Origin of the sequence: Burkholderia sp. AU45251, from assembly GCF_030482905.1 — a bacterium.
Taxonomy (GTDB): Bacteria; Pseudomonadota; Gammaproteobacteria; order Burkholderiales; family Burkholderiaceae; genus Burkholderia; species Burkholderia aenigmatica.
Window position 1 is genome coordinate 74,380 of sequence record NZ_JAUJQH010000026.1, and the last position, 23,771, is coordinate 98,150.

Annotated in this window: 23 protein-coding genes and 2 tRNA genes; 12 read left to right on the plus strand and 13 right to left on the minus strand. The window is 66.1% G+C overall.

Annotation, left to right across the window (positions count from 1 at the left end; all coding sequences use genetic code 11):
* Positions 1-178 precede the first annotated feature (178 nt).
* Positions 179-1,327, plus strand: a complete 1,149-nt coding sequence (locus QZM67_RS33010; RefSeq protein WP_301809833.1) for a branched-chain amino acid ABC transporter substrate-binding protein — start codon at positions 179-181, stop codon at positions 1,325-1,327.
* 138 nt (positions 1,328-1,465) lie between these two features.
* Here QZM67_RS33010 and QZM67_RS33015 read toward each other — a convergent pair whose 3' ends face one another.
* On the minus strand, positions 1,466-2,227 hold the full coding sequence (locus QZM67_RS33015) for a FadR/GntR family transcriptional regulator (protein ID WP_175025901.1): 762 nt from the start codon (positions 2,225-2,227) through the stop codon (positions 1,466-1,468).
* Between the two features lie 358 nt (positions 2,228-2,585).
* Here QZM67_RS33015 and gudD point away from each other — a divergent pair, with 358 nt between their 5' ends.
* Positions 2,586-3,938 (plus strand): glucarate dehydratase, encoded by a 1,353-nt coding sequence (gene gudD, locus QZM67_RS33020; RefSeq protein WP_089450171.1) that lies wholly within the window; start codon positions 2,586-2,588, stop codon positions 3,936-3,938.
* Between the two features lie 216 nt (positions 3,939-4,154).
* On the opposite strand, the gene QZM67_RS33025 is transcribed toward gudD, so the two are convergent.
* The 3 genes from QZM67_RS33025 to QZM67_RS33035 form a co-directional block, all read right to left on the minus strand.
* Entirely contained in the window at positions 4,155-4,619 is a 465-nt protein-coding gene (locus QZM67_RS33025; protein ID WP_301809837.1) for a DUF2214 family protein, read from the minus strand.
* Positions 4,620-4,658: 39 nt separating this feature from the next.
* Positions 4,659-5,465 carry a hypothetical protein gene (locus QZM67_RS33030; RefSeq protein WP_043182039.1) on the minus strand — a complete coding sequence of 269 codons (807 nt, stop codon included), beginning with the start codon at positions 5,463-5,465 and terminating at the stop codon, positions 4,659-4,661.
* A gap of 237 nt (positions 5,466-5,702) precedes the next feature.
* Positions 5,703-6,767, minus strand: a complete 1,065-nt coding sequence (locus QZM67_RS33035) for a glycosyltransferase family 4 protein (protein WP_043182037.1) — start codon at positions 6,765-6,767, stop codon at positions 5,703-5,705.
* Between the two features lie 563 nt (positions 6,768-7,330).
* Here QZM67_RS33035 and QZM67_RS33040 point away from each other — a divergent pair.
* Positions 7,331-9,160: an ABC transporter ATP-binding protein gene (locus QZM67_RS33040; RefSeq protein WP_043182035.1), complete on the plus strand. Its 1,830-nt coding sequence runs from the start codon at positions 7,331-7,333 to the stop codon at positions 9,158-9,160.
* Positions 9,161-9,237: 77 nt separating this feature from the next.
* Here the strand turns inward: QZM67_RS33040 and otsA are convergent, their stop codons facing one another.
* Positions 9,238-10,617, minus strand: a complete 1,380-nt coding sequence (gene otsA, locus QZM67_RS33045; protein WP_301809841.1) for an alpha,alpha-trehalose-phosphate synthase (UDP-forming) — start codon at positions 10,615-10,617, stop codon at positions 9,238-9,240.
* Positions 10,614-11,366, minus strand: a complete 753-nt coding sequence (otsB, locus tag QZM67_RS33050; protein ID WP_301809843.1) for a trehalose-phosphatase — start codon at positions 11,364-11,366, stop codon at positions 10,614-10,616. The genes otsA and otsB overlap by 4 nt, the downstream gene beginning before the upstream one ends.
* 598 nt (positions 11,367-11,964) lie before the next feature.
* Here otsB and QZM67_RS33055 point away from each other — a divergent pair.
* Genes QZM67_RS33055 through QZM67_RS33065 form a run of 3 tightly spaced genes read left to right on the plus strand, consistent with a single transcriptional unit; the run spans position 11,965 to position 13,939 of the window.
* Positions 11,965-12,600: an SCO family protein gene (locus QZM67_RS33055; RefSeq protein ID WP_301809845.1), complete on the plus strand. Its 636-nt coding sequence runs from the start codon at positions 11,965-11,967 to the stop codon at positions 12,598-12,600.
* 12 nt (positions 12,601-12,612) lie between these two features.
* On the plus strand, positions 12,613-13,059 hold the full coding sequence (locus QZM67_RS33060) for a copper chaperone PCu(A)C (RefSeq protein ID WP_011351435.1): 447 nt from the start codon (positions 12,613-12,615) through the stop codon (positions 13,057-13,059).
* 10 nt (positions 13,060-13,069) lie between these two features.
* A complete protein-coding gene (locus tag QZM67_RS33065) occupies positions 13,070-13,939 on the plus strand; it encodes a cytochrome c oxidase assembly protein (protein ID WP_301809847.1) in 870 nt (289 codons plus the stop codon).
* 22 nt (positions 13,940-13,961) lie between these two features.
* On the opposite strand, the gene QZM67_RS33070 is transcribed toward QZM67_RS33065, so the two are convergent.
* Positions 13,962-14,453 carry a GNAT family N-acetyltransferase gene (locus QZM67_RS33070; RefSeq protein WP_301809850.1) on the minus strand — a complete coding sequence of 164 codons (492 nt, stop codon included), beginning with the start codon at positions 14,451-14,453 and terminating at the stop codon, positions 13,962-13,964.
* 130 nt (positions 14,454-14,583) lie between these two features.
* Positions 14,584-15,456: a pirin family protein gene (locus tag QZM67_RS33075; RefSeq protein ID WP_043183104.1), complete on the minus strand. Its 873-nt coding sequence runs from the start codon at positions 15,454-15,456 to the stop codon at positions 14,584-14,586.
* A gap of 109 nt (positions 15,457-15,565) precedes the next feature.
* On the opposite strand from QZM67_RS33075, the gene QZM67_RS33080 reads away from it, so the two are divergent.
* Both QZM67_RS33080 and QZM67_RS33085 read left to right on the plus strand, forming a co-directional pair.
* Positions 15,566-16,483, plus strand: a complete 918-nt coding sequence (locus QZM67_RS33080; RefSeq protein ID WP_301809853.1) for a LysR family transcriptional regulator — start codon at positions 15,566-15,568, stop codon at positions 16,481-16,483.
* A 102-nt stretch (positions 16,484-16,585) separates the two neighbouring features.
* Entirely contained in the window at positions 16,586-17,089 is a 504-nt protein-coding gene (locus QZM67_RS33085) for a GAF domain-containing protein (protein ID WP_301809854.1), read from the plus strand.
* Positions 17,090-17,242: 153 nt separating this feature from the next.
* Here QZM67_RS33085 and map read toward each other — a convergent pair whose 3' ends face one another.
* Together map and QZM67_RS33095 are read right to left on the minus strand one after the other, a co-directional pair.
* The gene (gene map / locus QZM67_RS33090; protein ID WP_301809856.1) at positions 17,243-18,049 is read right to left on the minus strand and encodes a type I methionyl aminopeptidase; all 807 of its coding nucleotides are present in this window, start codon (positions 18,047-18,049) and stop codon (positions 17,243-17,245) included.
* Positions 18,049-18,285, minus strand: coding sequence for a ParD-like family protein (locus QZM67_RS33095; RefSeq protein ID WP_043182015.1), 237 nt, complete (start codon positions 18,283-18,285; stop codon positions 18,049-18,051). The genes map and QZM67_RS33095 overlap by 1 nt, the downstream gene beginning before the upstream one ends.
* Positions 18,286-18,433: 148 nt before the next feature.
* On the opposite strand from QZM67_RS33095, the gene QZM67_RS33100 reads away from it, so the two are divergent.
* Positions 18,434-19,057 carry a helix-turn-helix domain-containing protein gene (locus QZM67_RS33100; protein WP_301809859.1) on the plus strand — a complete coding sequence of 208 codons (624 nt, stop codon included), beginning with the start codon at positions 18,434-18,436 and terminating at the stop codon, positions 19,055-19,057.
* A 58-nt stretch (positions 19,058-19,115) separates the two neighbouring features.
* Positions 19,116-19,664 (plus strand): GNAT family N-acetyltransferase, encoded by a 549-nt coding sequence (locus QZM67_RS33105; protein WP_301809860.1) that lies wholly within the window; start codon positions 19,116-19,118, stop codon positions 19,662-19,664.
* Positions 19,665-20,010: 346 nt separating this feature from the next.
* Here the strand turns inward: QZM67_RS33105 and QZM67_RS33110 are convergent, their stop codons facing one another.
* The 3 genes from QZM67_RS33110 to QZM67_RS33120 form a co-directional block, all read right to left on the minus strand.
* Positions 20,011-21,261, minus strand: a complete 1,251-nt coding sequence (locus tag QZM67_RS33110; protein WP_301809863.1) for a DUF1835 domain-containing protein — start codon at positions 21,259-21,261, stop codon at positions 20,011-20,013.
* A 329-nt stretch (positions 21,262-21,590) separates the two neighbouring features.
* A tRNA-Cys gene (locus tag QZM67_RS33115) sits at positions 21,591-21,664 on the minus strand.
* Positions 21,665-21,764: 100 nt separating this feature from the next.
* A tRNA-Gly gene (locus tag QZM67_RS33120) sits at positions 21,765-21,840 on the minus strand.
* An 837-nt stretch (positions 21,841-22,677) separates the two neighbouring features.
* Between QZM67_RS33120 and QZM67_RS33125 the strand changes: the two genes are divergently transcribed.
* Positions 22,678-23,424: a hypothetical protein gene (locus QZM67_RS33125; protein ID WP_034030533.1), complete on the plus strand. Its 747-nt coding sequence runs from the start codon at positions 22,678-22,680 to the stop codon at positions 23,422-23,424.
* Between the two features lie 118 nt (positions 23,425-23,542).
* The gene (locus QZM67_RS33130; RefSeq protein ID WP_011347600.1) at positions 23,543-23,755 is read left to right on the plus strand and encodes an AlpA family transcriptional regulator; all 213 of its coding nucleotides are present in this window, start codon (positions 23,543-23,545) and stop codon (positions 23,753-23,755) included.
* Positions 23,756-23,771: the final 16 nt, after the last annotated feature.

Sequence of the window (23,771 nt, forward strand, 5' to 3'; positions counted from 1 at the left end):
TATATATCGAGGCGATCGGGGCTCTTCGCGGAGCCTGACGGGAGATGCTTCCGAGGATCACGATGCCGACCTCCCCGCCCGATTCCGAGAAGCGGTTGAACCGCCCGCCCGTCGCACACGTTCGGCCCGCCCGGGCGCGTGCGGTACTCACTCGCAGGTGTCGAACAAGAGGAACAACATGAAATTCCGTCATTCCCTGCTGTCGGTATCGATTGCATCCGCGCTTGTCCTCCTCTCGCAACAGGCCGCCCAGGCCGCCGATACGACCGACGTGAAGGTCGGTTTCGCCGCGCCGCTCACGGGCGTGAACGCCGGCTACGGCAAGGATCTGCAGAACGGCGTGCAGCTCGCGCTCGACGATGCCGCCGCACAGAAGGTGCAGATCGCCGGCAAGCCCGCGCACTTCAACCTCGTCGTGCAGGACGACCAGGCCGACCCGCGCATCGGCGTGCAGGCCGCGCAGGCGCTCGTCGACCAGAACGTATCGGTCGTGGTCGGCCACTTCAACTCGGGGACGACGATTCCGGCCTCGGTCGTCTACGACAAGGCCGGCATCCCGGTGATCGATCCGGCCGCGACCAACCCGACGCTCACCGCGCGCGGGCTCGCGAACATGTTCATGGTGATCGCGACCGATGGCCAGAACGCCGGCAACGCGGGCAAGTACGCGGTCGACGTGACGAAGGCGAAGCGCATCGCGATCATCGACGACCGCACCGCGTTCGGCCAGGGCGAGGCCGACGAGTTCGAGAAGGCGGTGAAGGCCGCCGGCGGGAACATCATCGGCCGCGAGTTCACCAGCAACCAGGCGGTCGACTTCCGCGCGCAGATCACGAGCCTGAAGGGCAAGAACCCCGATCTGATCTTCTTCGGCGGCCTCGATTCGCTCGCAGCGAACTTCATCAAGCAGATGCGCCAGCTCGGGCTGAATGCGCAGTTCGTCGGCGGCGGCGGCGTGAAGGACAACGAGTTCATCAAGATCGCGGGCCCGGCCGCCGAAGGCGCGATGGCGTGGGAATACGGCCGGCCGCTCGACGAGCTGCCGCAAGGGAAGGATTTCGAACAACGCTTCAAGAAGCGCTTCGGCGTCGACGTGCTGTCGTACGCGCAGTTCGGCTACGACGCGGCCTGGGCGGCGATCAAGGCGATGCAGGCGGCCGGCTCGACCGACCCGAAGGTCTATCGCCCGGCGCTGAAGAAGGTCGACTTCGAAGGCGTCACCGGCCGCATCTCGTTCGCGAGCGACGGCTCGCTGAAGAGCGGGATGTCGACGCTGTACCAGGTGAAGAGCGGCGCGTGGAAGACGATCACGACGAAGGGAGGCTGATCGGCGGTGCCGGCGGCCGGCGGCGGAAACGCCGGCCGGCTCCGGCGATCGATGAAGCGAGATCCTATCTCGTATGACAACTGATGTTGACGCAATTCGACCGGGCCGGCGGCAACGTGAGCCGCACCGCCCGGCGCGTCAGCTGGCCTGCGGGTCGCGCTCGGCTTCGGCCGCCTCGTGCGCGCGGCGCAGCCGCTCGCGGCTGTTGGTGAGGTGCGTGCGCATCGCGGCGCGGGCCGCCTCCGGGTCGTGGCGCGCGATCGCCTCGTAGATATCCTCGTGCTCGTGGTTCAGCCGGCCGACATACCGTTCGAGATCGTCGCCGGCAAAGCGGGCCGAATTCACGCGCGTGCGCGGGATGATCGACGTGCCGAGCTGCGTCATGATGTCGACGAAATAGCGGTTGCCGGTGGATTGCGCGATCTGCAGGTGGAACTGGAAATCGAGCTGCGCCGTGTCGCGGCCACCGCCCGCCCCCGTCGCGATCGCGTCGAGCGCGCGCCGCAGCGCGGCGAGGTCGGTATCGTTCGCGCGCTGCGCGGCGAGGCTCGCGCATTCGCTCTCGAGGCTGATGCGCAGCTCCAGCACCGCGAGCACGTCGCGCAGCGTCGTGATCGTCGCCGGGTCGATGCCGAGCGTCTGGCGGCGCGACGGCTCCAGCACGAAGCTGCCGATGCCGTGGCGCGTCTCGACGAGGCCGCTTGCCTGCATCCGCGAGATCGCCTCGCGCACGACCGTGCGGCTCACGCCCTGCGCCGCCATGACTTCGGTTTCGGTCGGCAGCTTGTCGCCAGGACGCAGCGTGCCGTTTTCGATCTGCGCGGTCAGCGCGTCGACGACATCTTGTGCGAGGCTGCGTGCGCGACGGCGCGGCGCTGCGGGAAGCGTAGGCACGGACATGAGGCCGGTTCCTTTTTGAATGATCGTAATGTGAGCCGAGGGTTTACGCGGGGTTTGAGCGAAAGCCGATGATTCATTATACTGCGTCACAAGTCATCCGACGACTGATGATCGAAGCACGGATCTCCTGTCGACTCAAGCGCGCATTCCAGCGCCACCCGGTCCCATGCTTTACGATCGGCCAGCGTTCGCGTTCTGCGCTGCACTGGCTCGGTTGTCGCTCCCACCCCGTTCCGGGTTGCGTCGACTTGCGGGCCTTGCACGCCACGCACGTCGGTTGTCGAATGATCGCACCTCCCGCCGCGCGCGGCAAAGCTTTTGCCGCACGGCATTGCCCACCCTTTTGCCATCGCCGCCCATGAACGCCGTCACTGCCTCGCCCTCCCACGACACGCCGCGCATCGTCGACCTGCAAGCGATTCCGGTCGCCGGCCACGACAGCATGCTGCTCAACCTGAGCGGTGCACATGGCCCGTTCTTCACTCGCAACCTCGTGATCCTGAAGGACAGCGCGGGCCGGACCGGCGTCGGCGAGGTACCCGGCGGCGAAAGCATCCGCCGCACGCTCGACGATGCGCGTGCGCTCGTCGTCGGCCAGCCGGTCGGCAATTACCACGCGGTGCTCAACGACGTGCGGCGCACGTTCGCCGACCGCGATGCGAGCGGCCGCGGGCTGCAGACCTTCGACCTGCGCACGACGATCCACGCGGTCACCGCGCTCGAAGCGGCGCTGCTCGACCTGCTCGGCCAGCATCTCGGCGTGCCGGTCGCCGCGCTGCTCGGCGAAGGCCAGCAGCGCGAGCGCGTCGAAATGCTCGGCTATCTGTTCTACATCGGCGACCGCACGAAGACCGCGCTCCCCTATCGCGACGGCCGCGGCGCGACCGACGACTGGACGCGCGTGCGCGACGAAGCCGCGCTGACCCCCGAGGCGGTCGTGCGGCTCGCCGAGGCCGCGCATGCGCGCTACGGTTTCAACGACTTCAAGCTGAAGGGCGGTGTATTCGAAGGCGCGAGCGAGATCGAGGCGGTGACGGCGCTCGCCGAGCGCTTCCCCGACGCGCGCGTGACGCTCGACCCGAACGGCGCGTGGTCGCTCGACGAGGCCGTGCGGCTGTGCCGCGATCAGCATCACGTGCTCGCGTATGCGGAAGATCCATGCGGCGCGGAGAACGGCTATTCGGGCCGCGAGGTGATGGCCGAATTCCGCCGTGCGACGGGGCTGCCGACGGCCACCAACATGATTGCGACCGACTGGCGGCAGATGGGTCACGCGGTGCAGTTGCAGGCGGTCGACATCCCGCTCGCCGATCCGCACTTCTGGACGATGCAGGGTTCGGTGCGTGTCGCGCAGATGTGCCGCGACTGGGGCCTCACCTGGGGCTCGCATTCGAACAACCACTTCGACGTGTCGCTCGCGATGTTCACGCATGTCGCGGCCGCCGCGCCGGGTCAGGTCACCGCGATCGACACGCACTGGATCTGGCAGGACGGCGAGCGGCTGACGCGCGAACCGCTGAAGATCGAGAACGGGATGGTGGACGTGCCGAAGCGGCCGGGGCTCGGCATCGAAATCGACATGGATGCCGTCGCGGTCGCGCACGAGCTGTACCAGCAGCACGGGCTCGGTGCCCGCGACGACGCGGCAGCGATGCAATACCTGATTCCGGGGTGGACCTTCAACAACAAGCGCCCCTGCCTCGCGCGCTGAGCGCGGGACGGACCGGGCGGCAGGATCGCCCGGTCGAGTCGGAATCGAGAGAAGCGATGCGGCCTGCGGCCGGGCTGGTAAGTGTCTGGAGGAAGACGCTGCGCGCGTCGAACGGGATCCGGATGAGGGGGGCAGTAGCGATGGCGGGCCTGGTCGGCTTCGCCCAGGCCATACCTGCCTGGCCGCACCTACCCGGCCAGGCCTAGCCGGCCGCACCTACCCGGCCAGCCCAATCCCCCGCGCCATCCCCGACGCGGCGAACACGATGACGATCACGAGCACCGCCTGCCAATGGCCGATCCGCACATAGGTGCGCGCACGGCCGAGATCGGGCATCTGCTGCTGCCGCGCGGCGACGCGCCACCGGATCAACCCGAGCATCGGCACGACCTCGAGCAGCAGGATCAGCACGAGCGCGGTCATCTTCAGGTGAAAGAGGGGTTCGTGCAGGTAGTACGCGGTGCCTTTCTCGAAACCGCCGAACGCGCGCATCAGGCCCGTCACGATCAGCACCAGCGCCGACAGTCCCCACGCAGCATCGGCCTTGAATACACCGGGCAAGTCGGCCGCCTGCGCCGACGCGATGAGCCGGCGCAACGCGCGGTTGCGCCCCGCGATCGCGGCAAACGCGACGCCGAACGCACTCAGGTGAACGGCTGCCAGCAACCAACGGATGATCATCACGCCTCCTTGTCGCCCGCACGCCGTGCGCGGGACTTGTCAGACGATCTGCTTGAGCGCGGCGTCGAGCGCGAGCACCGCGACGCGGTCGCCTTCGGTCGCGAGCGGCGCGCGCATGACGATCTGCCGGTTATGGCCGACGGCCGCCGGCGAATCCCACAGCAGTTCGACTTTCGGTCGATTGAACAAGCTGCCGCGGCGCGGCGGCACGACGGCCGGTTGCCCGTCCGTTGCACCCTCGCCTGCGGGAGGCGCCGCCCGGCCGGGCCAGCGCACCGTCAGTTCGCGCGCATCGTACTGGCCGACCTTGCGGCTTTCCATCCAGACGATCGTGGTACGCGTCAGCACGTCGAGCGAAATCGCATAACGGCCGACCGCGAAGCGGCGGGCGGCCACGTTGGTCCGCCACAGCGGCCGCGGGCGGCAGATCCAGACGATCGCCGCATAAAGCGCCGGTGCGGCGACGAGCCAGCCATTGGTTGCCGTCACCGCATGCAGCGCGAGGCGCCAGCCGTCCATCCAGACGAACATGCCGATCGACCAGACGGCAAACAGGAAACCGATCAGCGCGAACACACGCAGCGCCTGGCGCAGCCACTGCGGCAGCGGATGAAACGGCCGTTCGGCGCGCGCGACGGCGCCCGGCAGCGCGAGCAGCAGGAAGATCAGCAGGAGGTAGACGAACGCCCAGGGCGACGACACCATCGCCGACAGCGACGAGCGATAGCCCATCTGGGACATCGAGAACAGCCAGCGCGCGAGCAGCACGAGACCGATCGCACGCAACGCGAAGATCACACCGGCGCCGGGGGCCGGCGCTGCGCGCGTGGATTTCGTTCTCGCCAAGACTGCTCTCCTCTGGATATTCGTGCGGGGCCGGATTTCACGGCACGGCCATTATAGGGACATTACCGTCTGGACAGACGGACGGATGGCATGCCGGGCTGCTTCGGGGGCCGTTCGCGGCGTCGGGCGCGGCGAGAATACAACAGATCCGCGCCGCGGATGTGACAACGCCCCGCCGGGAACCCGGACGGGGCGTCGATGGCAAGCCGCGCGCCGCAGCGCGGCGGCGGCCCGCAATCAGCCTGCGTTGACTTCGCGCAGCACCGTGCGGCGCTTCTGGCGCAACAGTTCCTCGTAGCCCTTCACGTAGTTCTGCGCCATCACCTTCGACGAGAAGCGGGCTTCGAACGCAGCGCGAACCTTCTCGCGCGGCAGCGTATCGAGGCGCTTGAGTGCCGCGACGGCCGACAGTTCGTCTTCGACGACGAAGCCCGACACGCCGTTGTCGATCACTTCCGGCACCGAGCCGCGCTTGAACGCAATCACCGGCGTACCGCAGGCCATCGCCTCGATCATCACCAGGCCGAAGGGCTCCGGCCAGTCGATCGGGAACAGCAGCGCATGCGCGTTGCCCAGGAATTCGGTCTTTTCGGACTCACTGATTTCGCCGATGTACTCGACGTGCGGCAGCGCGAACAGCGGCTTGATCTTCTCTTCGTAGTACGCGCGGTCAGCCTTGTCGAGCTTCGCGGCGATCTTGATCGGCAGGCCAGCCTGCTCGGCGATGCGGATCGCCGTGTCGACGCGCTTCTCCGGCGAGATGCGGCCCAGGAACGCGAGATAGCTCGGCTTCACGTTCGGGATCGGCGTCAGCAGGTTTTCCGGCAGGCCGTGATAGACGGTCGACAGCCAGTTCGCCTGCTGCAGCGGGATGCGCTGGTTGTCGGAGATCGACACGACCGGCACGTCGCTGAACGCGTTGAAGATCGGCTGCAGTTCCGGCAGGTCGAGACGGCCGTGCATCGTCGTCAGATGCGGGACCGGCTGGCGCGAGAACAGCGAGAACGGGTAATAGTCGATGTGGCAGTGCAGGACATCGAACTCTTCCGCACGGCGGCGCACCTGCTCAAGGAGCAGCATGTGCGGGGCCATCACGTCGCGGATCGTCGGGTCGAGGCGCAGCGCCTGCGGCCAGCACGCTTCGAGCTTCGCGGAAGTTTGCGAATCGCCGCTCGCGAAGAGCGTGACGTCATGCCCCATCTCGACGAGTGCTTCGGTGAGGTAGGACACCACTCGCTCGGTACCACCGTACAGTTTCGGGGGCACCGCTTCGTGCAACGGAGCGATTTGGGCGATTCGCATGCGTAACTCCTAAAAAATCGGCTAAAAACCAGGTATGGGTCGGCAACCTGCCGGCGGTCCGGGCTGGATGCATTTCGTCCGAAGATCGGACGAATCAGCCTGCCGGGGGCGTCGAACCCGCGCTGCTCAAGGAGCGTCGGCGACGCGACAGGCATAGAACGTTTGAAACGAAGACCCGTTGACAGGGGTTCGTAAAAAACCTGGAATCGAACCCGGAGCCGATTATCTAGGGTTAATCCTGATACGGCGCACAACATTTCAAACACTTTACTTTGTTACAAAGGTGCAACACTTTGCAACCCGCGGACTTGGGTGTCCGTTCTAGAGTGGAAGGCCCTTTTGGCGTTCCTTGCACCCGTGACTGCCGGCAGCGTGATTCCGGCACATGAGGCAGGACGGGATGCCGGATTTTATCTCAAAATCGATCGCGAGCCCCTGGCCAAGGCAAGATTCGCGCAGCGCGACACGCGGCCTTGTTTACAATGCCGGATTATTCAGTCCGGGCGAACGCCGGCCTGCGATCCAGCCGCCACGCTCACTCACCGAATCACCGCACGCATATTTTGGAATCTCTCACCCCTGCCCAGCGCAACGCCCACAACGCGAAGCTGTCGAGCTACGCGCACCGGCCGATCGCGTTCCTGTTCCGCTACATTCGCCTTCATCCCGTCGCCCACCTCATCGTGCTCTGCAGCGTGCTGGCCGCCGTCGGCTGCGCGCTCGGCTCGCAGTACGCGATCAAGCACCTGATCGACGTGCTGGCAACCGGGCGTCATCACCCCGGCCCGCTGTGGAGTGCATTCGCGCTGCTTGTCGGGCTGATCGCGGCCGACAACCTGCTGTGGCGCGTCGGCGGCTGGGTCGCCGCGCATACGTTCGTCGCGGTCACCGGCGACCTGCGGCGCGACCTGTTCCAGTACCTGATCGGCCATTCGCCGACCTACTACTCCGAAAAACAGCCGGGTACGCTCGCGAGCCGCATCACGGCCACGTCGAACGCGGTCTACACGTCGGAGAACACGATGGCGTGGAACGTGCTGCCGCCGTGCATCGCGGTGATGGGCGCGATCCTGATGATCATCGTCGTCAATCCGTTGATGGCCGCCGGCCTGCTCGGCTGTTCGGCCGTGCTTTCCGTCATCCTGTTCAAGCTCGCCGGGCGCGGCTCGGCCCGCCACCACGCGTTCGCGGCGAAGGCCGCGGCGGTCGACGGCGAGCTCGTCGACGTGATCGGCAACATGGGCCTCGTGCGTGCGTTCGGGATGACGCTGCGCGAACAGAAACGCTTCGGCGCAACGGTCAAGGCCGAGATGGATGCGCGCCAGCAGAGCCTGCTCTATCTCGAAAAGCTGCGCCTGCTGCACGCGGTGATCACCGCGATGCTGTCTGCCGGCCTGCTCGGCTGGGCGCTGTGGCTGTGGGACCAGGGCCGCGCGACGTCGGGCGACATCGTGCTCGTCAGCTCGCTCGGCTTCACGATCCTGCACGGCACGCGCGATCTCGCGGTCGCGCTGGTCGACGTCACGCAGCACGTCGCGCGCCTGTCGGAAGCCGTCAAGACGCTGCTCGAGCCGCACGGGATGCCGGACCGCTCCGATGCGCAGCCGCTGTCGGCCAAGGGCGGCCGCGTCGACTTCGAACGCGTGACGTTCGCGTATCCGCACCGCCGCGCGATCCTCGACCACTTCGACCTCCATATCGAGCCGGGCCAGCGCGTCGGCCTGATCGGCAAGTCGGGCGCCGGCAAGTCGACCGTGCTCGCGCTGCTGCAGCGCTTCTACGACACGCAGGACGGCGTCGTGCAGGTCGACGGCCAGGACGTGAAGACGATCACGCAGGACAGCCTGCGCCACGCGATCGCGCTCGTGCCGCAGGACATCTCGCTGCTCCACCGGACGATCTACGACAACATCGCGTACGGCCGCCCCGAGGCGACCCGCGACGAAGTGCTCGCGGCCGCGCGGGACGCGCGCTGTGCGGAATTCATCGAAGCGATGCCGGAAGGCTATGACACGATCGTCGGCGACCGCGGCGTCAAGCTGTCGGGCGGCCAGCGCCAGCGCATCGCGATCGCGCGCGCGATCCTGAAGAACGCCCCGATCCTGCTGCTCGACGAAGCGACGTCCGCGCTCGACAGCGCCTCCGAGGAAGCGATCCAGAGCGCGCTCGACCGCCTGATGGTCGGCCGCACGGTGATCGCAATCGCGCACCGCCTGTCGACGCTGCGCAACTTCGACCGGATCATCGTGATGAACAACGGCAAGGTGATCGACGATGGCCCGCCCGACGTGCTGCGCAACCGCCCGGGCCTGTACCGCGACCTGCTCGCGAAACAGCACGGCCGCCATCACGCCCCCGACGGCAGCACGCCGCCCGGCGAACGCGTGGCCTGACGCACTGGCCATGGCCGACAAAAAAGCCGCAGTGCTTCGCGCACTGCGGCTTTTTTCATTGCACGGGGACCCGCCGGTTACACGTGCTGCAGGTCGCGCAGGAAGTTGTCGCGCCACACCGACACGTTGTTCTCGCGAAGCTGTGCGATCATGTCCGTATAACGCGCGCGCCGCTCGGCGAGCGGCATCGTCAGCGCCTGTGACAACGCATCGGCCATCCCGTCGATATCGATCGGATTGACGATCAGCGCCCCCGTCAGCTCGCGCGCGGCGCCCGCGAAGCGCGACAGCACGAGCACGCCCGGATCGTCCGGATCCTGTGCGGATACATACTCCTTCGCGACGAGGTTCATCCCGTCGCGCAGCGGCGTCACGTAGCCGACCCGCGCGAGCCGGTACAGCGCCGCGAGCAGCTGGCGGTCGTACTGGCGATGGATATAGAGGATCGGTGCCCAGTCGAGCTCGGCGAAGCGCCCGTTGATGCGCCCCGACTCCCCTTCGAGCTGCAGGCGGATGTCCTGGTACGCGCGCAGTTCCGCGCGGGTCGACGGCGCGATCTGCAGGAATGACACGCGGTTGCGATGCGACGGCTCGTGCTCGAGCAGCTTCTCGAACGCGCGGAAGCGCTCGACGAGCCCCTTCGAGTAATCGAGCCGGTCGACGCTCATGATCAGCTTGCGACCGCGCAGCGACGCCGCGAGCGTGCGCACCGCCTTGCCGTGCTCGCCGGCCTTCGCGAGCGACGCGATCTCGTCCGGATGCACGCCGATCGGATAGGCGGCCGCGCACAGCGTCCGGCCGAATGCGCGCACCGTCGCCAGGCGACCGTCGCGCTCGATCACGCCGTCGGCTTCGGATTCGACGTAGTCGCAGAACGCGCGCAGGTCGGGGTCGGTCTGGAAGCCGAGCAGGTCGAACGCGCACAGCGACTCGACGAGCTCCCGGTGCGGCGGCACGTTGACGAGCACCTGCGCGGCGGGAAACGGGATGTGCAGGAAGAAGCCGATGCGGTTCTTCACGCCGGCCGCGCGCAGGGCGCGCGCGAACGGGATCAGGTGATAGTCGTGCACCCAGATCACGTCGTCGTCCTGCAGCAGCGGCACGAGCTGCTGGGCGAGCCACACGTTCACGCGGCTATAGCCCTCGAACTCGTGACGGTCGTACTGGATCAGGTCGGTGCGGTAGTGAAACGCGGGCCACAGCGTCGCGTTCGAGAAGCCGCGGTAATACTGGTCGTAATCGCGCCGCGACAGGCCGATGGTCGCAAACGTGACCGGCCCGTGTTCCTCGACATGAATCTGCGGCGCGCCGGCAGCGACGACTTCGCCACTCCAGCCGAACCACATGCCGCCTGTCTCCTTCAGCGCGTCGTAGACACCGATCGCGAGACCGCCCGCCGCCGGTTCGCCTTCCGAAATCGGCGCGACGCGGTTTGAAACGATGATGAGGCGACTCATGCGTCCGGCTGCCCCGCACCGAGCCAGCGCGCGATCTGCTCATGCAGCGCGTCGACCGAATCGAGCCGCATGCGGGCGGACGTCTCGCCCGCGCCGACCTTGATCGACAACCCGCCGCGCGCGTTGACCACCGCGAAGCCCTTCTCGTCGGTCAGGTCGTCGCCCGCGAACAGCGGCAAGCGGCCCGCGAACGGCGGCTCGCCGAGGAACGCGGCGAGCGCGCGCCCCTTGTCGACGCCCTTCGGCTTGATCTCGAACACCATCTTGCCGGGCTGCAGGACATACGCATCGGCATAGTCGGCGACGAGGCGCTCGGTGGCCGCGCGCGCCGCCGCCTCGCGCTCGGGCGCGTTGCGGTAGTGCAGCGCGACGGCCGCGCCCTTGATTTCGAGCAGCATGCCCGGATGACGGTCGACGACGGCCGCCAGCTCGCGCTCGATGCGCAGCAGGCGTTCGTCGTTGAAGCCGATGCGCTGCGTGTCGCCGTTCGCATCGCGGCGCTCCGCACCGTGCAGGCCGGCGATCGGCAGGCCGGGCATCTTCAGGAACGTGTCGAGGTTGTCGATGCCGCGCCCGGACACGATCGCGACCGCACCGTGCGAGCGACGCCGCAGCTCGTCGAGCATCGTCAGCAGCGACGGCGGAACATGAATGCTGTCGGGCGTCGGCGCCAGTTCGACGAGCGTGCCGTCGAAGTCGAAGAAGAACGCGGTATCGGTCAGGGACAGGGAAGCCGGAACGGATTGCATCGATTCGATAGTCTGAGGGCCGGCCGGCAAACGCGGGCCGCCGCTGCGCGAATGGAATTGTGCGCATCTTACCGCGCCTGCGCATCGAGATGGGCGAAACCAGTGCATCGCCGGCCTCGCGCCGCCGCCCGCGTCAACTGCGACATATTGCCCCGCTCGCCCGCAGCATACGGGTTTCGAAAGGACGCGGGCGCGCGAATTGCGCTACAGTCGCAACCGCCTGCCGCGCGACGCATGGCGCCGCGCCGGCTGGCGGCCACCATTTCGTCCGATCGAGCCTTAGGGACTGTTTCCATATGGAACGCACATGCGAATGCCCGAAATCGCTCGGAGGGCAAGGAGCGAGGAGCGCCGTTTGCGCCTTGCCAAACGCCCCGAAGGAAGTCCCCTTGGGGGACAAGTGACGAGCGACGCCGCCATACGGGCGATTTCGGGCATTCCCGTGACATGATTTTTTTAAATTTGGGGTTGCCACGAGAACGGCCGCTCGCCGCGTTGCGCTCCTTGCGAATACGTCAGTATTCGCAGCGTCGCGCGCCTCGCGAGCGGCCGTTCTCGTGGCAACGCATGCGCGTTCCATATGGAAACAGTCCCTAAGATGTCGTCTGCCCGCACTGCGCCGCACCGGCGCTTCTCCCGCTTCATCCGCACGGCTGCGGCCCTCGCCGCCGCCGTGGCACTCGCCGCGTGCACGCACGACGAGCCGCGCTGGAACCTGACCAACGTCACCGGCCACCTGCCCGACCTGTCGTTCACGCTGACGGGCGGCGACGGCCATCCCGTCGACGCCGATGCGTTCCACGGCCAGATTGCGCTCGTCTACTTCGGCTACACGCACTGCCCCGATGTCTGCCCCGAAACGATGGCGCGGCTGATGGAAGTGCTGGCGAAGCTCGGCCCGCAGGCAAACGACGTGCGCATCCTGTTCGTATCGGTCGACCCTGCTCGCGACACGCCGCAGGCAATGCAATCGTATGTCGCCGCGTTCGACGCCGCGCATGCGCGCGGCCTGACCGGCACCGACCGCCAGATCGAATCGCTCGCGAAGCGCTATCGCGTCGCGTATCAGATGGAAAAACGCGATCCGTCCGGCGGCTACGAAGTCACGCACAGCTCGGCCGTCTACATCTTCGACGCGAGCGGCCGCGCGCGCCTGCTTGCGACCGACCGCGACTCGCCCGACGCCATCGCCGCCGATGTGCGCCGGATCATCGACACCGCCTCCACGACCTGAATTCCTCCAGACATGAAAACGAAAACGACACTCAAGACGCTCGCCCTCCTCGCCGCGCTGTGCGCAGGCGCCCACGCGTATGCCGCCGGCGCGATCACCGCGCAGAACGCATGGGTACGCTGGCTGCCGAACAAGCTGCCGGCCGGCGGCTACGTGACGCTCGTGAACACGAGCGACAAGCCCGTCGATCTCGTCGACGTCGACAGCCCCGACTACGGCATGGCGATGCTGCACCAGACCGTCTCGAACGGCTCGACGCAGAAGATGGAAATGGTCGACAAGCTGACGATCCCCGCGCGCGGCAAGGTCGACATCGCACCGGGCGGCTACCACTTCATGCTGGAGGAGCCGAAGCACGCGATCAAGCCGGGCGACACCGTGCACCTGCGCCTGAAATTCTCCGACGGCGAAACGGTCGATGCGCCGTTCGCCGTGAAGTCGCCGGCCCAGGCAAAGTGATGCGCGCGCGATGAACGTCCTGTACTGGCTCGATCCGTGGGAACCGTCGCCCACCGTGGTGATCGCGGTGCTGACCGCTGCCGTGCTGTTCGCGCGCGGCGTGAAGAAGGCGAAGGTGTCGCCGCTGCGGCAGTTCTCGTTCTGGTTCGGGCTGACGGCGCTCTACATCGCGCTGCATACGCGGCTCGACTATTTCTTCGAGCACGAGTTCTTCCTGCACCGCGCGCAGCACCTCGTGCTGCACCACCTCGGGCCGTTCTTCATCGCGCTGTCCTATCCGGGCGCGGCGATTCGCGCGGGCATCCCGTTTCGCTGGCGGCAGCGTTTCGTGCGCCCCGCGCTCGCATGGGCGCCCATGCGAGCGACGCTCGACGTGGTGTTCCATCCCGTCGTCGCGGTCGTGCTGTTCGTCGGGTTGATCTATTTCTGGCTGCTGTCGCCGATCCACTTCATCGCGATGCTCGACTGGCGTCTCTATCGCGTGATGAACTGGAGCATGGTGATCGACGGACTGCTGTTCTGGTGGCTCGTCGTCGATCCGCGTCCCGCGCCGCCCGCACGGCTGTCGCCGGGCCGCCGGATCCTGATCGTCGTCGCGGCGATCCCGCCGCAGATCGCGCTCGGTGCGCTGATCTTTTTCACGCCGCACGAACTGTATCCGATCTATTCGATCTGCGGCCGTGCGTTCACGTGGTTGAGCCCGCTGCGCGATCAGCAGATCGGCGGCCTGCTGCTGTGGATTCCCGGCTCGATGATGAGCGTGATCGGCGCGCTGATCGCGCTGCGGCACTGGCTGCGGCTGTCCGCCCGCGGCCGCCTGATCGGCGAACGGGCCGCGCAGCGCACGGACCGGCCGTCGGTCGCGCACGCCGCGCGCTGACGGCTGCGCAGCGCATCGCGCATTACGCGCGCGCGCTGCTCATCCACACGTGCGGGATGCCGTCCTCGTCGTGCACGTCCGAACTCGGCGTGAAGCCGAATGCCCCGTAAAAACGCTGCAAGTGGGCCTGCGCATGCAGGCTCACCGGCGTATCCGGCCACTGCGCGCGGATATGTTCGAGCGCGCACGCCAGCAGCCCGTTGCCGAGGCCCGCGCCGCGAAAGGCGGCGGTCGTCAGCACGCGACCGATGCGTACGTCGGTGTTCTGCGCATCGGGCAGCAGCACACGCAGATAGCCGGCCAGGCGACCGGCCGGATCGAAGGCGGCCAGGTGCCATGCGGCCTGGTCCGCGTCGTCGATGTCGCGATACACGCAGTTCTGCTCGACGACGAACACCGCGCTGCGTGCTTCGAGGATCGAATAGACTTCGCGCGCCGTCAGTGCGTCGAAGGATTTCCAGCACCAGTCGAGATCGGCGGCGCTTGGGGATGCGGCGGATGCAGATGCGTTCATGGTCGGTTCTTTTTGATTCGGGCGCGCCGGCCGGCGCGCGGCAATCGTCGATTATGACTCGAAGCGCACTCACCGCGCGACCGACTGCGCGCGCGCGAAAAAAAGCCCCGCATTGCGCGGGGCCTGTCCGTCATGCCGGCATCTGGCCGAAACGGCCGCTGTTGAAATCCTCGATCGCGGTGCGGATCTCCGCTTGCGAGTTCATCACGAACGGCCCGTAACCGACGACGGGTTCGTCGATCGGTTCGCCGCTCAGGATCAGCAGCTTCGCGTCGCCGTTCGCTTCGATCTCGACGTCGCTACCGTCGCGGCCGAGTTGCACGAACTGCGCTTCGCGGGCAACCGTCTCGCCGTTCACCTGCAAGGTACCGCTCAGCACGACCACCGCGAGCGTGCGCCCTTCGGCGACCGGGAACCGCGCATGGCCGCCGCCCACGAGCCGCACGTCCCACACGTCGATCGGCGTATGCGTGCGGGCCGGGCCGCGCCGCCCGTCGAGTTCACCCGCGATGATCCGCGCATGCCCCGCGCCGTCCGGCAGCTCGACCACGGGGATGTCGGCGTTCAGCAGCGTCTGGTAGCCGGGCGCCCCCATCTTGTCCGCGGCGGGCAGGTTCACCCACAGCTGCACCATTTCGAGCGGGCCGCCGCTCTTCGTGAACCCTTCCGAGTGAAATTCCTCGTGCAGGATCCCGCTCGCGGCCGTCATCCACTGCACGTCGCCCGGGCCGATCACGCCGCCGGCGCCGGTCGAGTCGCGGTGCGCGACCTCGCCGTCATAGACGATCGTCACGGTCTCGAACCCGCGGTGCGGGTGCTGGCCGACACCGCGCGGCGTCGAGGGCGAACCCGGCTCGAACGTGGCCGGGCCGGCGTAATCGAGCAGCAGGAACGGGCTCAGGTGCGCGCCGTGAGACTGGTAGCTGAACATCGAACGCACCGGGAAACCGTCGCCGACCCAATGGCCGCGCGGCGCACTGTACACACCCTGGATCTTCTTCATTGCCTTCTCCGAATTGCGGCGAAACACGTGTTTCGCATCCTGGGTAGAAATATAGTGGTGGAACGATCGATCCGGTAGACTGCCAAAATCGCACTCAGCGTTCCATTTCATGAACGATAAAGCGCGGGATCTGAACGATCTCTATTACTTCGTGCAGGTCGTCGAACACGGCGGCTTCGCACCGGCCGGGCGGGCGCTGGACATGCCGAAATCGAAGCTGAGCCGCCGCATCGCGCTGCTCGAGGCGCGGCTCGGGATGCGGCTGATCCAGCGCTCGACGCGCCGCTTCACGGTCACTGACGTCGGCCAGACCTACTACGCACATTGCCGCGCGATGCTCGTCGAGGCCGATGCGGCCGACGAGGCGATCGCGCTGCTGCACGAGGAGCCGCGCGGCATCGTGCGCGTCAGTTGCCCGATCGTGCTGCTCGATTCGCTGGTCGGCACGATGATCGCCGCGTTCATGATCGCGTGCCCGCGCGTCGAAATTCATCTGGAAGCGACCAACCGGCGCGTCGACGTGGTCGGCGAAGGGATCGACGTCGCGATCCGCGTACGCCCGCCGCCGCTCGAAGACAGCGATCTCGCGCTGCGCGTGCTGGCCGAGCGCGGCCAGTGCCTCGTCGCAAGCCCCGCGCTGCTGCGCGAGCATGGTGCACCGGCCGTTCCCGCCGATCTCGCACGGCTGCCCAGCCTCGATCACGGCATCCCGCAGTCCGCGCACGTGTGGCGGCTGCGCGGGCCGGACGGCGCTCACGCGGAAATCCATCACCAGCCGCGCTTCGTGACGGGCGGCATGCTCGCGTTGCGCGCGGCGGCCGTCGCGGGCGTCGGCATCGTGCAATTGCCGACGATGATGGTGCGCGATGAGGTCGCGCGCGGCGAGCTGACGACCATGCTGCCTGACTGGGCGCCACGCCGCGAGATCGTCCATGCGGTGTTCGCGTCGCGCCGGGGGTTGCTGCCCGCGGTGCGCGCGCTGCTCGACTTTCTGGCGGAACGGTTTGCCGAACTCGAACCCGATTGAGCGCGCCGCGTCACGCGTGACCAGGCGCTGCAAACCGGACGCGCGTGCCGTAGACTGCGGTACGCGCATCGCGCATTCCACAACCCTGACCGCCTTCCCGCCATGTTCACGCTGTCCAACGACACCCACGCCTCCAAGGCCGATCAATACGCGACGCTCGTCGAGCAGGCGCGCGCGCTCGTCGAGTCCGAACGCGACCTGACCGCGAACGCGGCCAACTTCGCCGCACTCGTTTACCACTCGCTCGACCGTCTCAACTGGGCCGGCTTCTACTTCTTCGACGGAACGGAACTCGTGGTCGGGCCGTTCCAGGGCAAGCCCGCCTGCGTGCGGATCGCACTCGGCAAAGGTGTGTGCGGCACGGCCGCGCAGACGCGCGAAACGCAGGTCGTGCGCGACGTGAATGACTTCCCCGGCCATATCGCATGCGACGCCGCATCGGAATCGGAAATCGTCGTGCCGCTGGTGGCCGGCGACGGCACGCTGATCGGTGTGTGGGACGTCGACAGCCCGGTCGCCGCGCGCTTCGACGATGAAGACCGCCAGGGGATGGAAGCACTGTGCCGGGTGTTCGTCGAATCCGCATGGCAAAAGGCGCGCGGTTGAGCGGCGGCCAGGCCGCCCCCCTCCACCGAGCAGCCGGTCGCCGCGTTCGCGCGTGAATCGCGCCGCGCGACCTCGAACGAAAACGAAACGGGCCCCGCAAAGGGGCCCGTTTCGCTGAGCCGCTGCACCGCGCTTCGCGGCGCCCGGCCGGCGTCAGGCGGCGTGCGTGCCGGACAGCGCCGGGAACGCCTGCGGCTTCGCGTCCTCGGTCAGCACCTCGAAGCCCGTTTCCGTCACGACGACCATGTGCTCCCATTGCGCCGACAGCGAATGGTCCTTCGTGACGACCGTCCAGCCGTCCGCCAGCATGCGCGTGTCGCGCTTGCCCGCGTTGAGCATCGGCTCGATCGTGAAGATCATCCCCGGCCGGAGCGGTACGCCGGTGCCCGGGCGGCCGTAGTGAAGCACCTGCGGTTCGTCGTGATAGACATCGCCGATGCCGTGCCCGCAATACTCGCGAACCACGCTGAATCCTTCGCGATGCGCGACCTGCTGGATCGCGTAGCCGACGTCGCCAAGCGTTGCGCCCGGACGCACCGCGCGAATGCCCGCGTGCATCGCCTCATAGGTCGTCGCAACGAGCCGCCGCGCGAGCTCGTTCGGTTCGCCGACGAAATACATGCGGCTCGTATCGCCGAACCAGCCGTCCCTGATCACCGCGATGTCGAGGTTCACGATGTCGCCGTCGCGCAGCGGCCGCGACGACGGGATGCCGTGGCACACGACGTGGTTGACCGACGCGCACACAGTTTTCGGATAGCCGTGATAGCCGATGTTGGCCGGGATCGCGCCGAGCACGTCGACGATGTAGTTTCGGCACAGCACGTCGAGATCGTCGGTCGTGACGCCCGGCTTCACGTGCTCGGTGAGCATCTCCAGCACCTGCGACGCGAGCTTCGCGGCTTCGCGCGACTTGGCGATTTCCGCGGCGCCGCGGATCGGGATTTCTCGCTTCGCCATTACGCCACCTGCTCGATGCCGTGCTCGACCGGTTCCGCCGGCCCCGCCTCGCCGCCCCGCGCCTCGGCCTCGATCAGCATCCGGCAGATGTCGCCATAGGACAGCGCCGGATTGAGTTCCGAGAGCATCCCGACGCGAAGCCAGTGCTCGGCCTGCGCGTTGATCGAGCGGCTCAGCGCCGTGCTGGTCGAGCGCAGCCGCTCGTGCATGTGCTCGGAAATCTTGATGATACCCATATATCCCCAATTAAACGAAACGTAGTCGAATCGTATATTACGCCTAGCCCGACTGCCGGGCAAGCCATTCGGACTCCGTCGAGACGTCGGCCGGCAACCATCCACCCCGTTGACAGCAAATTCCAGTTTGCTAGAAAATAAATCCATCATGAAAGAATCAGCCACCACCGTTGCCGACGATACCGGCATCAACGAACGCATCGCCCGGCGCGTGCGCGACCTGCGCACCGTGCGAGGCTACACGCTGGATGCGCTGGCCGCGCGCTCCGGCGTCAGCCGTTCGATGATCTCGCTCATCGAACGCGCATCGGCCAGCCCGACGGCTGTCGTGCTCGACAAGCTCGCGGCCGGGCTCGGCGTGTCGCTGGCCGGGCTGTTCGGCGGCGATCAGCACGACACGCCCGCGCAACCGCTGGTACGCCGTGCGCAACAGGCCGAATGGCGGGATCCGGCGTCCGGCTATGTGCGACGCAACCTCTCCCCGGCCGGCTGGCCGTCACCGATCCAGCTCGTCGAGGTGGACTTCCCGCCCGGTGCGCGCGTCGCGTACGACAGTGGCGGGCGCGAAAGCGCGCTGCATCAGCAGGTGTGGGTCGTCAGCGGCCGCGTCGACGTCACGTTCGGCGACGCGCTTCACGAACTCCACGAAGGCGACTGTCTGGCCATGCGGCTCGACCAGCCGCTGATTTTCAGCAATCCGTCGTCGCAGGCCGCGCGCTATGTCGTCGTGATCTGCGATGCGTCTGCCGCCGCCGGCGTGCGGAATCCCTGATGAACGCGTCGTCGCAGCCGCCGTGCGCGCGACTCCATTACTGCCCACAGGAGCCTCTATGAATTCCCCGAAACAGCGCGACGACGTGCGCCTGATCGATTGCAGCGAGGCCGAGCACGCGCCGGCCATCCTCGAGATCCTGAACGACGCGATCGCGACCTCGACCGCGCTGTACGACTACAAGCCGCGTCCGCCGGAAGCAATGGCCGCGTGGTTCGCGGCGAAGCGTGCGGGCGGCTTCCCGGTCATCGGCGCGGTCGACGCGTCGGGAACGCTGCTTGGCTTCGCAAGCTGGGGCACGTTCCGTGCGTTTCCCGCCTTCAAGTACACGGTCGAACACAGCGTGTACGTGCATCGCGACCAGCGCGGTCGCGGGCTTGGCGAGGTGCTGCTGCGCGAAGTGGTCCGGCGCGCGCGCGAAGCGCAGGTGCACGTGGTGGTCGGCTGCATCGATGCAACCAATGCGGGGAGCGTCGCACTGCATACGAAGCTGGGATTCGTGCACTCGGGCACGGTCACGCAGGCGGGATTCAAGTTCGGCCGGTGGCTCGACGCGGCGTTCTATCAGTTGACGCTCGAAACGCCGGCACAGCCGGTGGATGGTTGAGCGGCATCGTCGCGCGCTTCCGGCATCGGCCCACCCCATGGCGGAACAAGCATTCAGGAGAATTGCACGTCCTTCCGAACCTGCCCGTGTCAGGGCCGACGCGTGAGACGAAAAAGCCCCGCCGAAGCGGGGCTTTTTTTCGCGAGCGCGAGTTGGAAGCGCCCACCCGCACAAGGCGTTGCAGGCCGACACCGCTTCATGGCTCGCGACGCCGAACATATGCACCGACGCAACCCGATCAACGCCACTCGCGCTCACCCGGACAAAAACTTCCGCATCCGCGATGAGGTGATTGCAGCCGGTCGGACATGGCTATCGCGAACCGCGATCAGTCGATTGCCCCTGCTCAGTCAAAACGATGGCGCAGCACAGGTGTGAAGTTGTCATCCAAGGCCCAATGGGTGCTACGCGGCAGTATTTGCGTGCCGCCCACCCAGCGCGGCACGTCGCAGTGATCCTGCCAATATGCCTTTCCTTGCAGCACCTGCTCGCCAACCGGGGTCAGGCCAACGATGCACTTTTCTCGCTCGGGCAGTTCGTCGTGCACCTTGATCAGCGGACAGGCGCCTTCGACCAACGGGCGCATCATCGCGTAGAACATCGCGTCACCCAGGAACGGCAGCGGATCGCGACGCAGGTTCAACTCGGCAAACACCTGCGACCAGGCAAGTCCGTCACCGTCGCGAACGATCTCCAGCGCAAGTCTTTCCGTCAGACCGAGGCCATCACGCGCCGACGGCAACTCCTGCAACTGGCGCCTCAGTGCCGGGGCCAGCAGCGGAAGGCTGGGACTCGCCTCCTTGCAAAGCGCCGCCCAAGCAAGCGGAGTCGCATCGCGATAGGCGTCCCAGGCCTCGCGTGCAAGCGAAAACGCGTCGTCGGTCAGCTCACGCCGACGAGGCCAAAGCCATGCGAGCACCTGCGGCGCCAGTTGCCCCAGGCCGACGAAACGATCGACGCCCGGCACGCTGTCGATCTCGACCAGTTCCAACGATTCCGGCCGTCGCGTCATGTTTGCAAGAACGGCGATCAGGAAGAGCTGATCGTACGCATCCGCTTCGCACCAGAGTACGGCATGCCTGGCCCGCGACAGCTTCGACAACGCGCCATACTCGGTCGCCGCGCGCTGTCGAACCGCCGGCAGCGGGATGTCGAAACACTGGCTGATGAATTCGCAACGCGTGTCGATGAACGCCTCCGGCTCCAGCCTGGGAACCGGGCCCATGCAGTACGGATCGGCGAACATGTGGAATTCCCCACGAAATCCGGCTACGTCCAGACTATGCGCGATGTCGTTTCCACAACGCCAATGTTGGGTATCTGCCGTGTCATTGGCGGCAAATTCCGGATGCCGTGCGGCGAACTCGACGGCGTCCACATGCGACTTGAGTTTCGGCCAGCTGGCAAATCCCAGTTCGCGAGCGATCAGCCATTGGGCATCGGCAAGCACGGGGGACGCCGCACGGCGCAGGTACTCGCCCGGTCCGGTAACTGGAGTTCCCGCCTGGAGTTGCTTGAGAAGTTGCTTGGCACGCTTGCGCTGCCGAACGAGGTCGATATGACCGTTTTGCGCCGTGGCGCGAGGATCTTGACGCATACGATCTCCAGAGGCAGCCGTATCCGCTTATCGGCTGGGAGTCGCATGAACATGCGGTGAAATGCTCGACCTGGGTATGAACCCTTTCCGCGGAATGGAGGCGTGGTGTTACGCCGCTGCCGACTGTACCACACGCGCCAAAAAATTGACCGCATCGGCGGCCAGTCGACTGCACGCGCCGCGTCCATCCGGACATCACTGATTTTTACGTCGTGGAGAAAAGGCGAACGTCATGCGCAAGCGATCCGCCTCGGCGACTTTCCGGGTGGAACGAAAGTGACGCAGAAAAAGAAAAGCCCCGCCGAAGCGGGGCTTTATCTCGTTCTACTTGGAGGCGCGAGCCGGAGTCGAACCGGCCTAAACGGCTTTGCAGGCCGCTGCATAACCGCTTTGCTATCGCGCCAAAAGCGGACTGTCCGGATGCCGTGAGGCAAGCGACAGATTTTTTATTCGAGGACCATCAGTCCATCAAATAAAAAGGGAAGCGTGGCTTCCCCATTACTTGGAGCGGGAGACGAGTCTCGAACTCGCGACCTCAACCTTGGCAAGGTTGCGCTCTACCAACTGAGCTACTCCCGCATTGTCCTGCATCTGCAGCGCTTCGCCGTACAACACGCTGCCAGATAAAATCTGGAGCGGGAGACGAGACGTGTACTAGGACGCTAAGTCGTTGTTTCCCAAACACTTTCTTCGCTGAGGTGGCTAGCGAAGACCTCAATTGTAGCCTTGTTTTTCGTCCCCGGCAACAAGTTCGTCCAAAGAAATCCAACGACGTCCAGAGACGTGCACTCCGCACCGGAGCCGCATTCGGCAACATCGCCATACGGACGGCCTCGAACTCGCCACACCAGTTCTCTGCTTCCACATCGAATGCGATGCCGACCAGCTAGCAGCCTTCCGATGTCGCCGATCTCGGCGCAGTTCGGATGCCACCGTGGAAGTACACGCACCGGCGCACTGTGGCACTCACCGGAGCAGGCCGCGCCAAAGGAACGCACACCCTAGCCATGATGGGTAGGCGCGCGATTCTTTATGGGTATATCAGGATGCCAGGATAAGAATGACGGGAGCGGATTCGCTGCGTCTGACTGGACGTTGGATGGGGATTGCGCCCTCTTCGCATCCCTTGAGACCGCTGGCATATCAGGTCATACCCAGGCGGTTTTGCAGAGGCCGCAACTTCTTACGACCCTGATAGCGTGAGCGTCACTGTCGGGCTTGCTTCCCGATGCTCGGCCTTCACTTGACCAATAGATTTTTGCACATCGAACACGCGCCGGCTACCAGCAACGCGAACCGTAGAGACGCAATTAAGACCATGAACAAGCGGATCTCGGATCTCGCTTCTGCAGAGGCCGACCATGAGGTTGGCACCAAAGGAGTCGCTATGTAGTTCTCCTAGAAGGAGATGGGAGCATGTACGACAAACCACCTCTAACCAAGGTGTTCTATCGCCCGATTGAAGCCTCCATCAGGTGGGCCGGGTTGCTGCGGTTCAAACATCTTGTCCTGGCCTCGATCTCGTCGCCAAGGAACCTACCGAAGTCGTTAGATTGTCCCCGTTGGAGCGAGCTTCGCCTGTACACCGACCGCATCTACGATGGAATCCTTAACGGGGAGTTGCCGTTCGGGGAGAACGGCATCACGACACATGATCCCGCTTTGATCGACTCCCCTGATCTCACCGTTCGCCACGTCGATCTGAAGCGTTGGATGCACCAGCACTACCCCGAGCACCGGCCAGGCTTTCTATTCTCGCGCAGCGAACGCATCGCCCATCCGGTCATCTCGCTGGAGACCGGGCAAGCCATGCTGGTCGAACAGTTGGCGCTGAAATCCGCCTTGGAGCAGTCCAGACGCCAACTTCGCGAGTTGCAGGACAAACACAATGCGCTGCTCAAGCAATCCACGGTGATCCCCGCCTGCGCGCAGTGCCCGATCAGCGATCGGGCCGAGGCCACCTACCTGAACATCATCGGGGCCATGCTGGAGTTGATGCTCGGCCAGTCGCCATCGGGCACGCCGTACTCCAGCTTCAAGACGCAGGAGGCCGTGGTCAGCGCACTGGTCGCCCATCACCACGGCGTCATGGGTATCGCCGAGCGGACATTGAACGGCAAGTTCGCCACGGCCAGGCGCCGGCTGCATAGCGCCACGCTCTGAGGATTTCCAGCTTGTATGTGCAATCGCGGAGATTGCATTTGCAATGTCTTTCCGCAGCCGTGTCTATTGAATAGAGGTCACGCCAACAAACGCCACTGAGCGTTCAGGAGTGACCGCCATGTCGCAAACACCTGTACTGCCGCCCAACGAGCGCCGCATCCTGCGCCTGGAAGAAGTCGAAGCGAAGTCCGGCTTCAAACGTGCCCACATCTACAACCTGATGAAGAAGCGCCAGTTCCCGCAGGCGCTGCGCCTGGGTGTGCGTGCCGTCGGCTGGGATTCCATCGAAATCGACCAGTGGATCGCCGAGCGCGTCAACAACCGGGCCTGACCCGTTCTCCCGCGGA

Bases quoted from the DNA above. Each gene is read 5' to 3' on its own strand.
- QZM67_RS33015 (WP_175025901.1), bottom strand. From the start codon at position 2,227: ATGTCCGTGCCTACGCTTCCCGCAGCGCCGCGCCGTCGCGCACGCAGC.
- QZM67_RS33060 (WP_011351435.1), top strand. From the start codon at position 12,613: ATGAAAACGAAAACGACACTCAAGACGCTCGCCCTCCTCGCCGCGCTG.
- QZM67_RS33130 (WP_011347600.1), top strand. From the start codon at position 23,543: ATGTCGCAAACACCTGTACTGCCGCCCAACGAGCGCCGCATCCTGCGC.
- QZM67_RS33100 (WP_301809859.1), top strand. From the start codon at position 18,434: ATGAAAGAATCAGCCACCACCGTTGCCGACGATACCGGCATCAACGAA.
- otsB (WP_301809843.1), bottom strand. From the start codon at position 11,366: ATGCAATCCGTTCCGGCTTCCCTGTCCCTGACCGATACCGCGTTCTTC.
- QZM67_RS33095 (WP_043182015.1), bottom strand. From the start codon at position 18,285: ATGGGTATCATCAAGATTTCCGAGCACATGCACGAGCGGCTGCGCTCG.
- QZM67_RS33085 (WP_301809854.1), top strand. From the start codon at position 16,586: ATGTTCACGCTGTCCAACGACACCCACGCCTCCAAGGCCGATCAATAC.
- QZM67_RS33070 (WP_301809850.1), bottom strand. From the start codon at position 14,453: ATGAACGCATCTGCATCCGCCGCATCCCCAAGCGCCGCCGATCTCGAC.
- QZM67_RS33065 (WP_301809847.1), top strand. From the start codon at position 13,070: ATGAACGTCCTGTACTGGCTCGATCCGTGGGAACCGTCGCCCACCGTG.
- otsA (WP_301809841.1), bottom strand. From the start codon at position 10,617: ATGAGTCGCCTCATCATCGTTTCAAACCGCGTCGCGCCGATTTCGGAA.
- QZM67_RS33055 (WP_301809845.1), top strand. From the start codon at position 11,965: ATGTCGTCTGCCCGCACTGCGCCGCACCGGCGCTTCTCCCGCTTCATC.
- QZM67_RS33125 (WP_034030533.1), top strand. From the start codon at position 22,678: ATGTACGACAAACCACCTCTAACCAAGGTGTTCTATCGCCCGATTGAA.
- map (WP_301809856.1), bottom strand. From the start codon at position 18,049: ATGGCGAAGCGAGAAATCCCGATCCGCGGCGCCGCGGAAATCGCCAAG.
- QZM67_RS33075 (WP_043183104.1), bottom strand. From the start codon at position 15,456: ATGAAGAAGATCCAGGGTGTGTACAGTGCGCCGCGCGGCCATTGGGTC.
- QZM67_RS33010 (WP_301809833.1), top strand. From the start codon at position 179: ATGAAATTCCGTCATTCCCTGCTGTCGGTATCGATTGCATCCGCGCTT.
- gudD (WP_089450171.1), top strand. From the start codon at position 2,586: ATGAACGCCGTCACTGCCTCGCCCTCCCACGACACGCCGCGCATCGTC.
- QZM67_RS33105 (WP_301809860.1), top strand. From the start codon at position 19,116: ATGAATTCCCCGAAACAGCGCGACGACGTGCGCCTGATCGATTGCAGC.
- QZM67_RS33110 (WP_301809863.1), bottom strand. From the start codon at position 21,261: ATGCGTCAAGATCCTCGCGCCACGGCGCAAAACGGTCATATCGACCTC.
- QZM67_RS33025 (WP_301809837.1), bottom strand. From the start codon at position 4,619: ATGATCATCCGTTGGTTGCTGGCAGCCGTTCACCTGAGTGCGTTCGGC.
- QZM67_RS33035 (WP_043182037.1), bottom strand. From the start codon at position 6,767: ATGCGAATCGCCCAAATCGCTCCGTTGCACGAAGCGGTGCCCCCGAAA.
- QZM67_RS33080 (WP_301809853.1), top strand. From the start codon at position 15,566: ATGAACGATAAAGCGCGGGATCTGAACGATCTCTATTACTTCGTGCAG.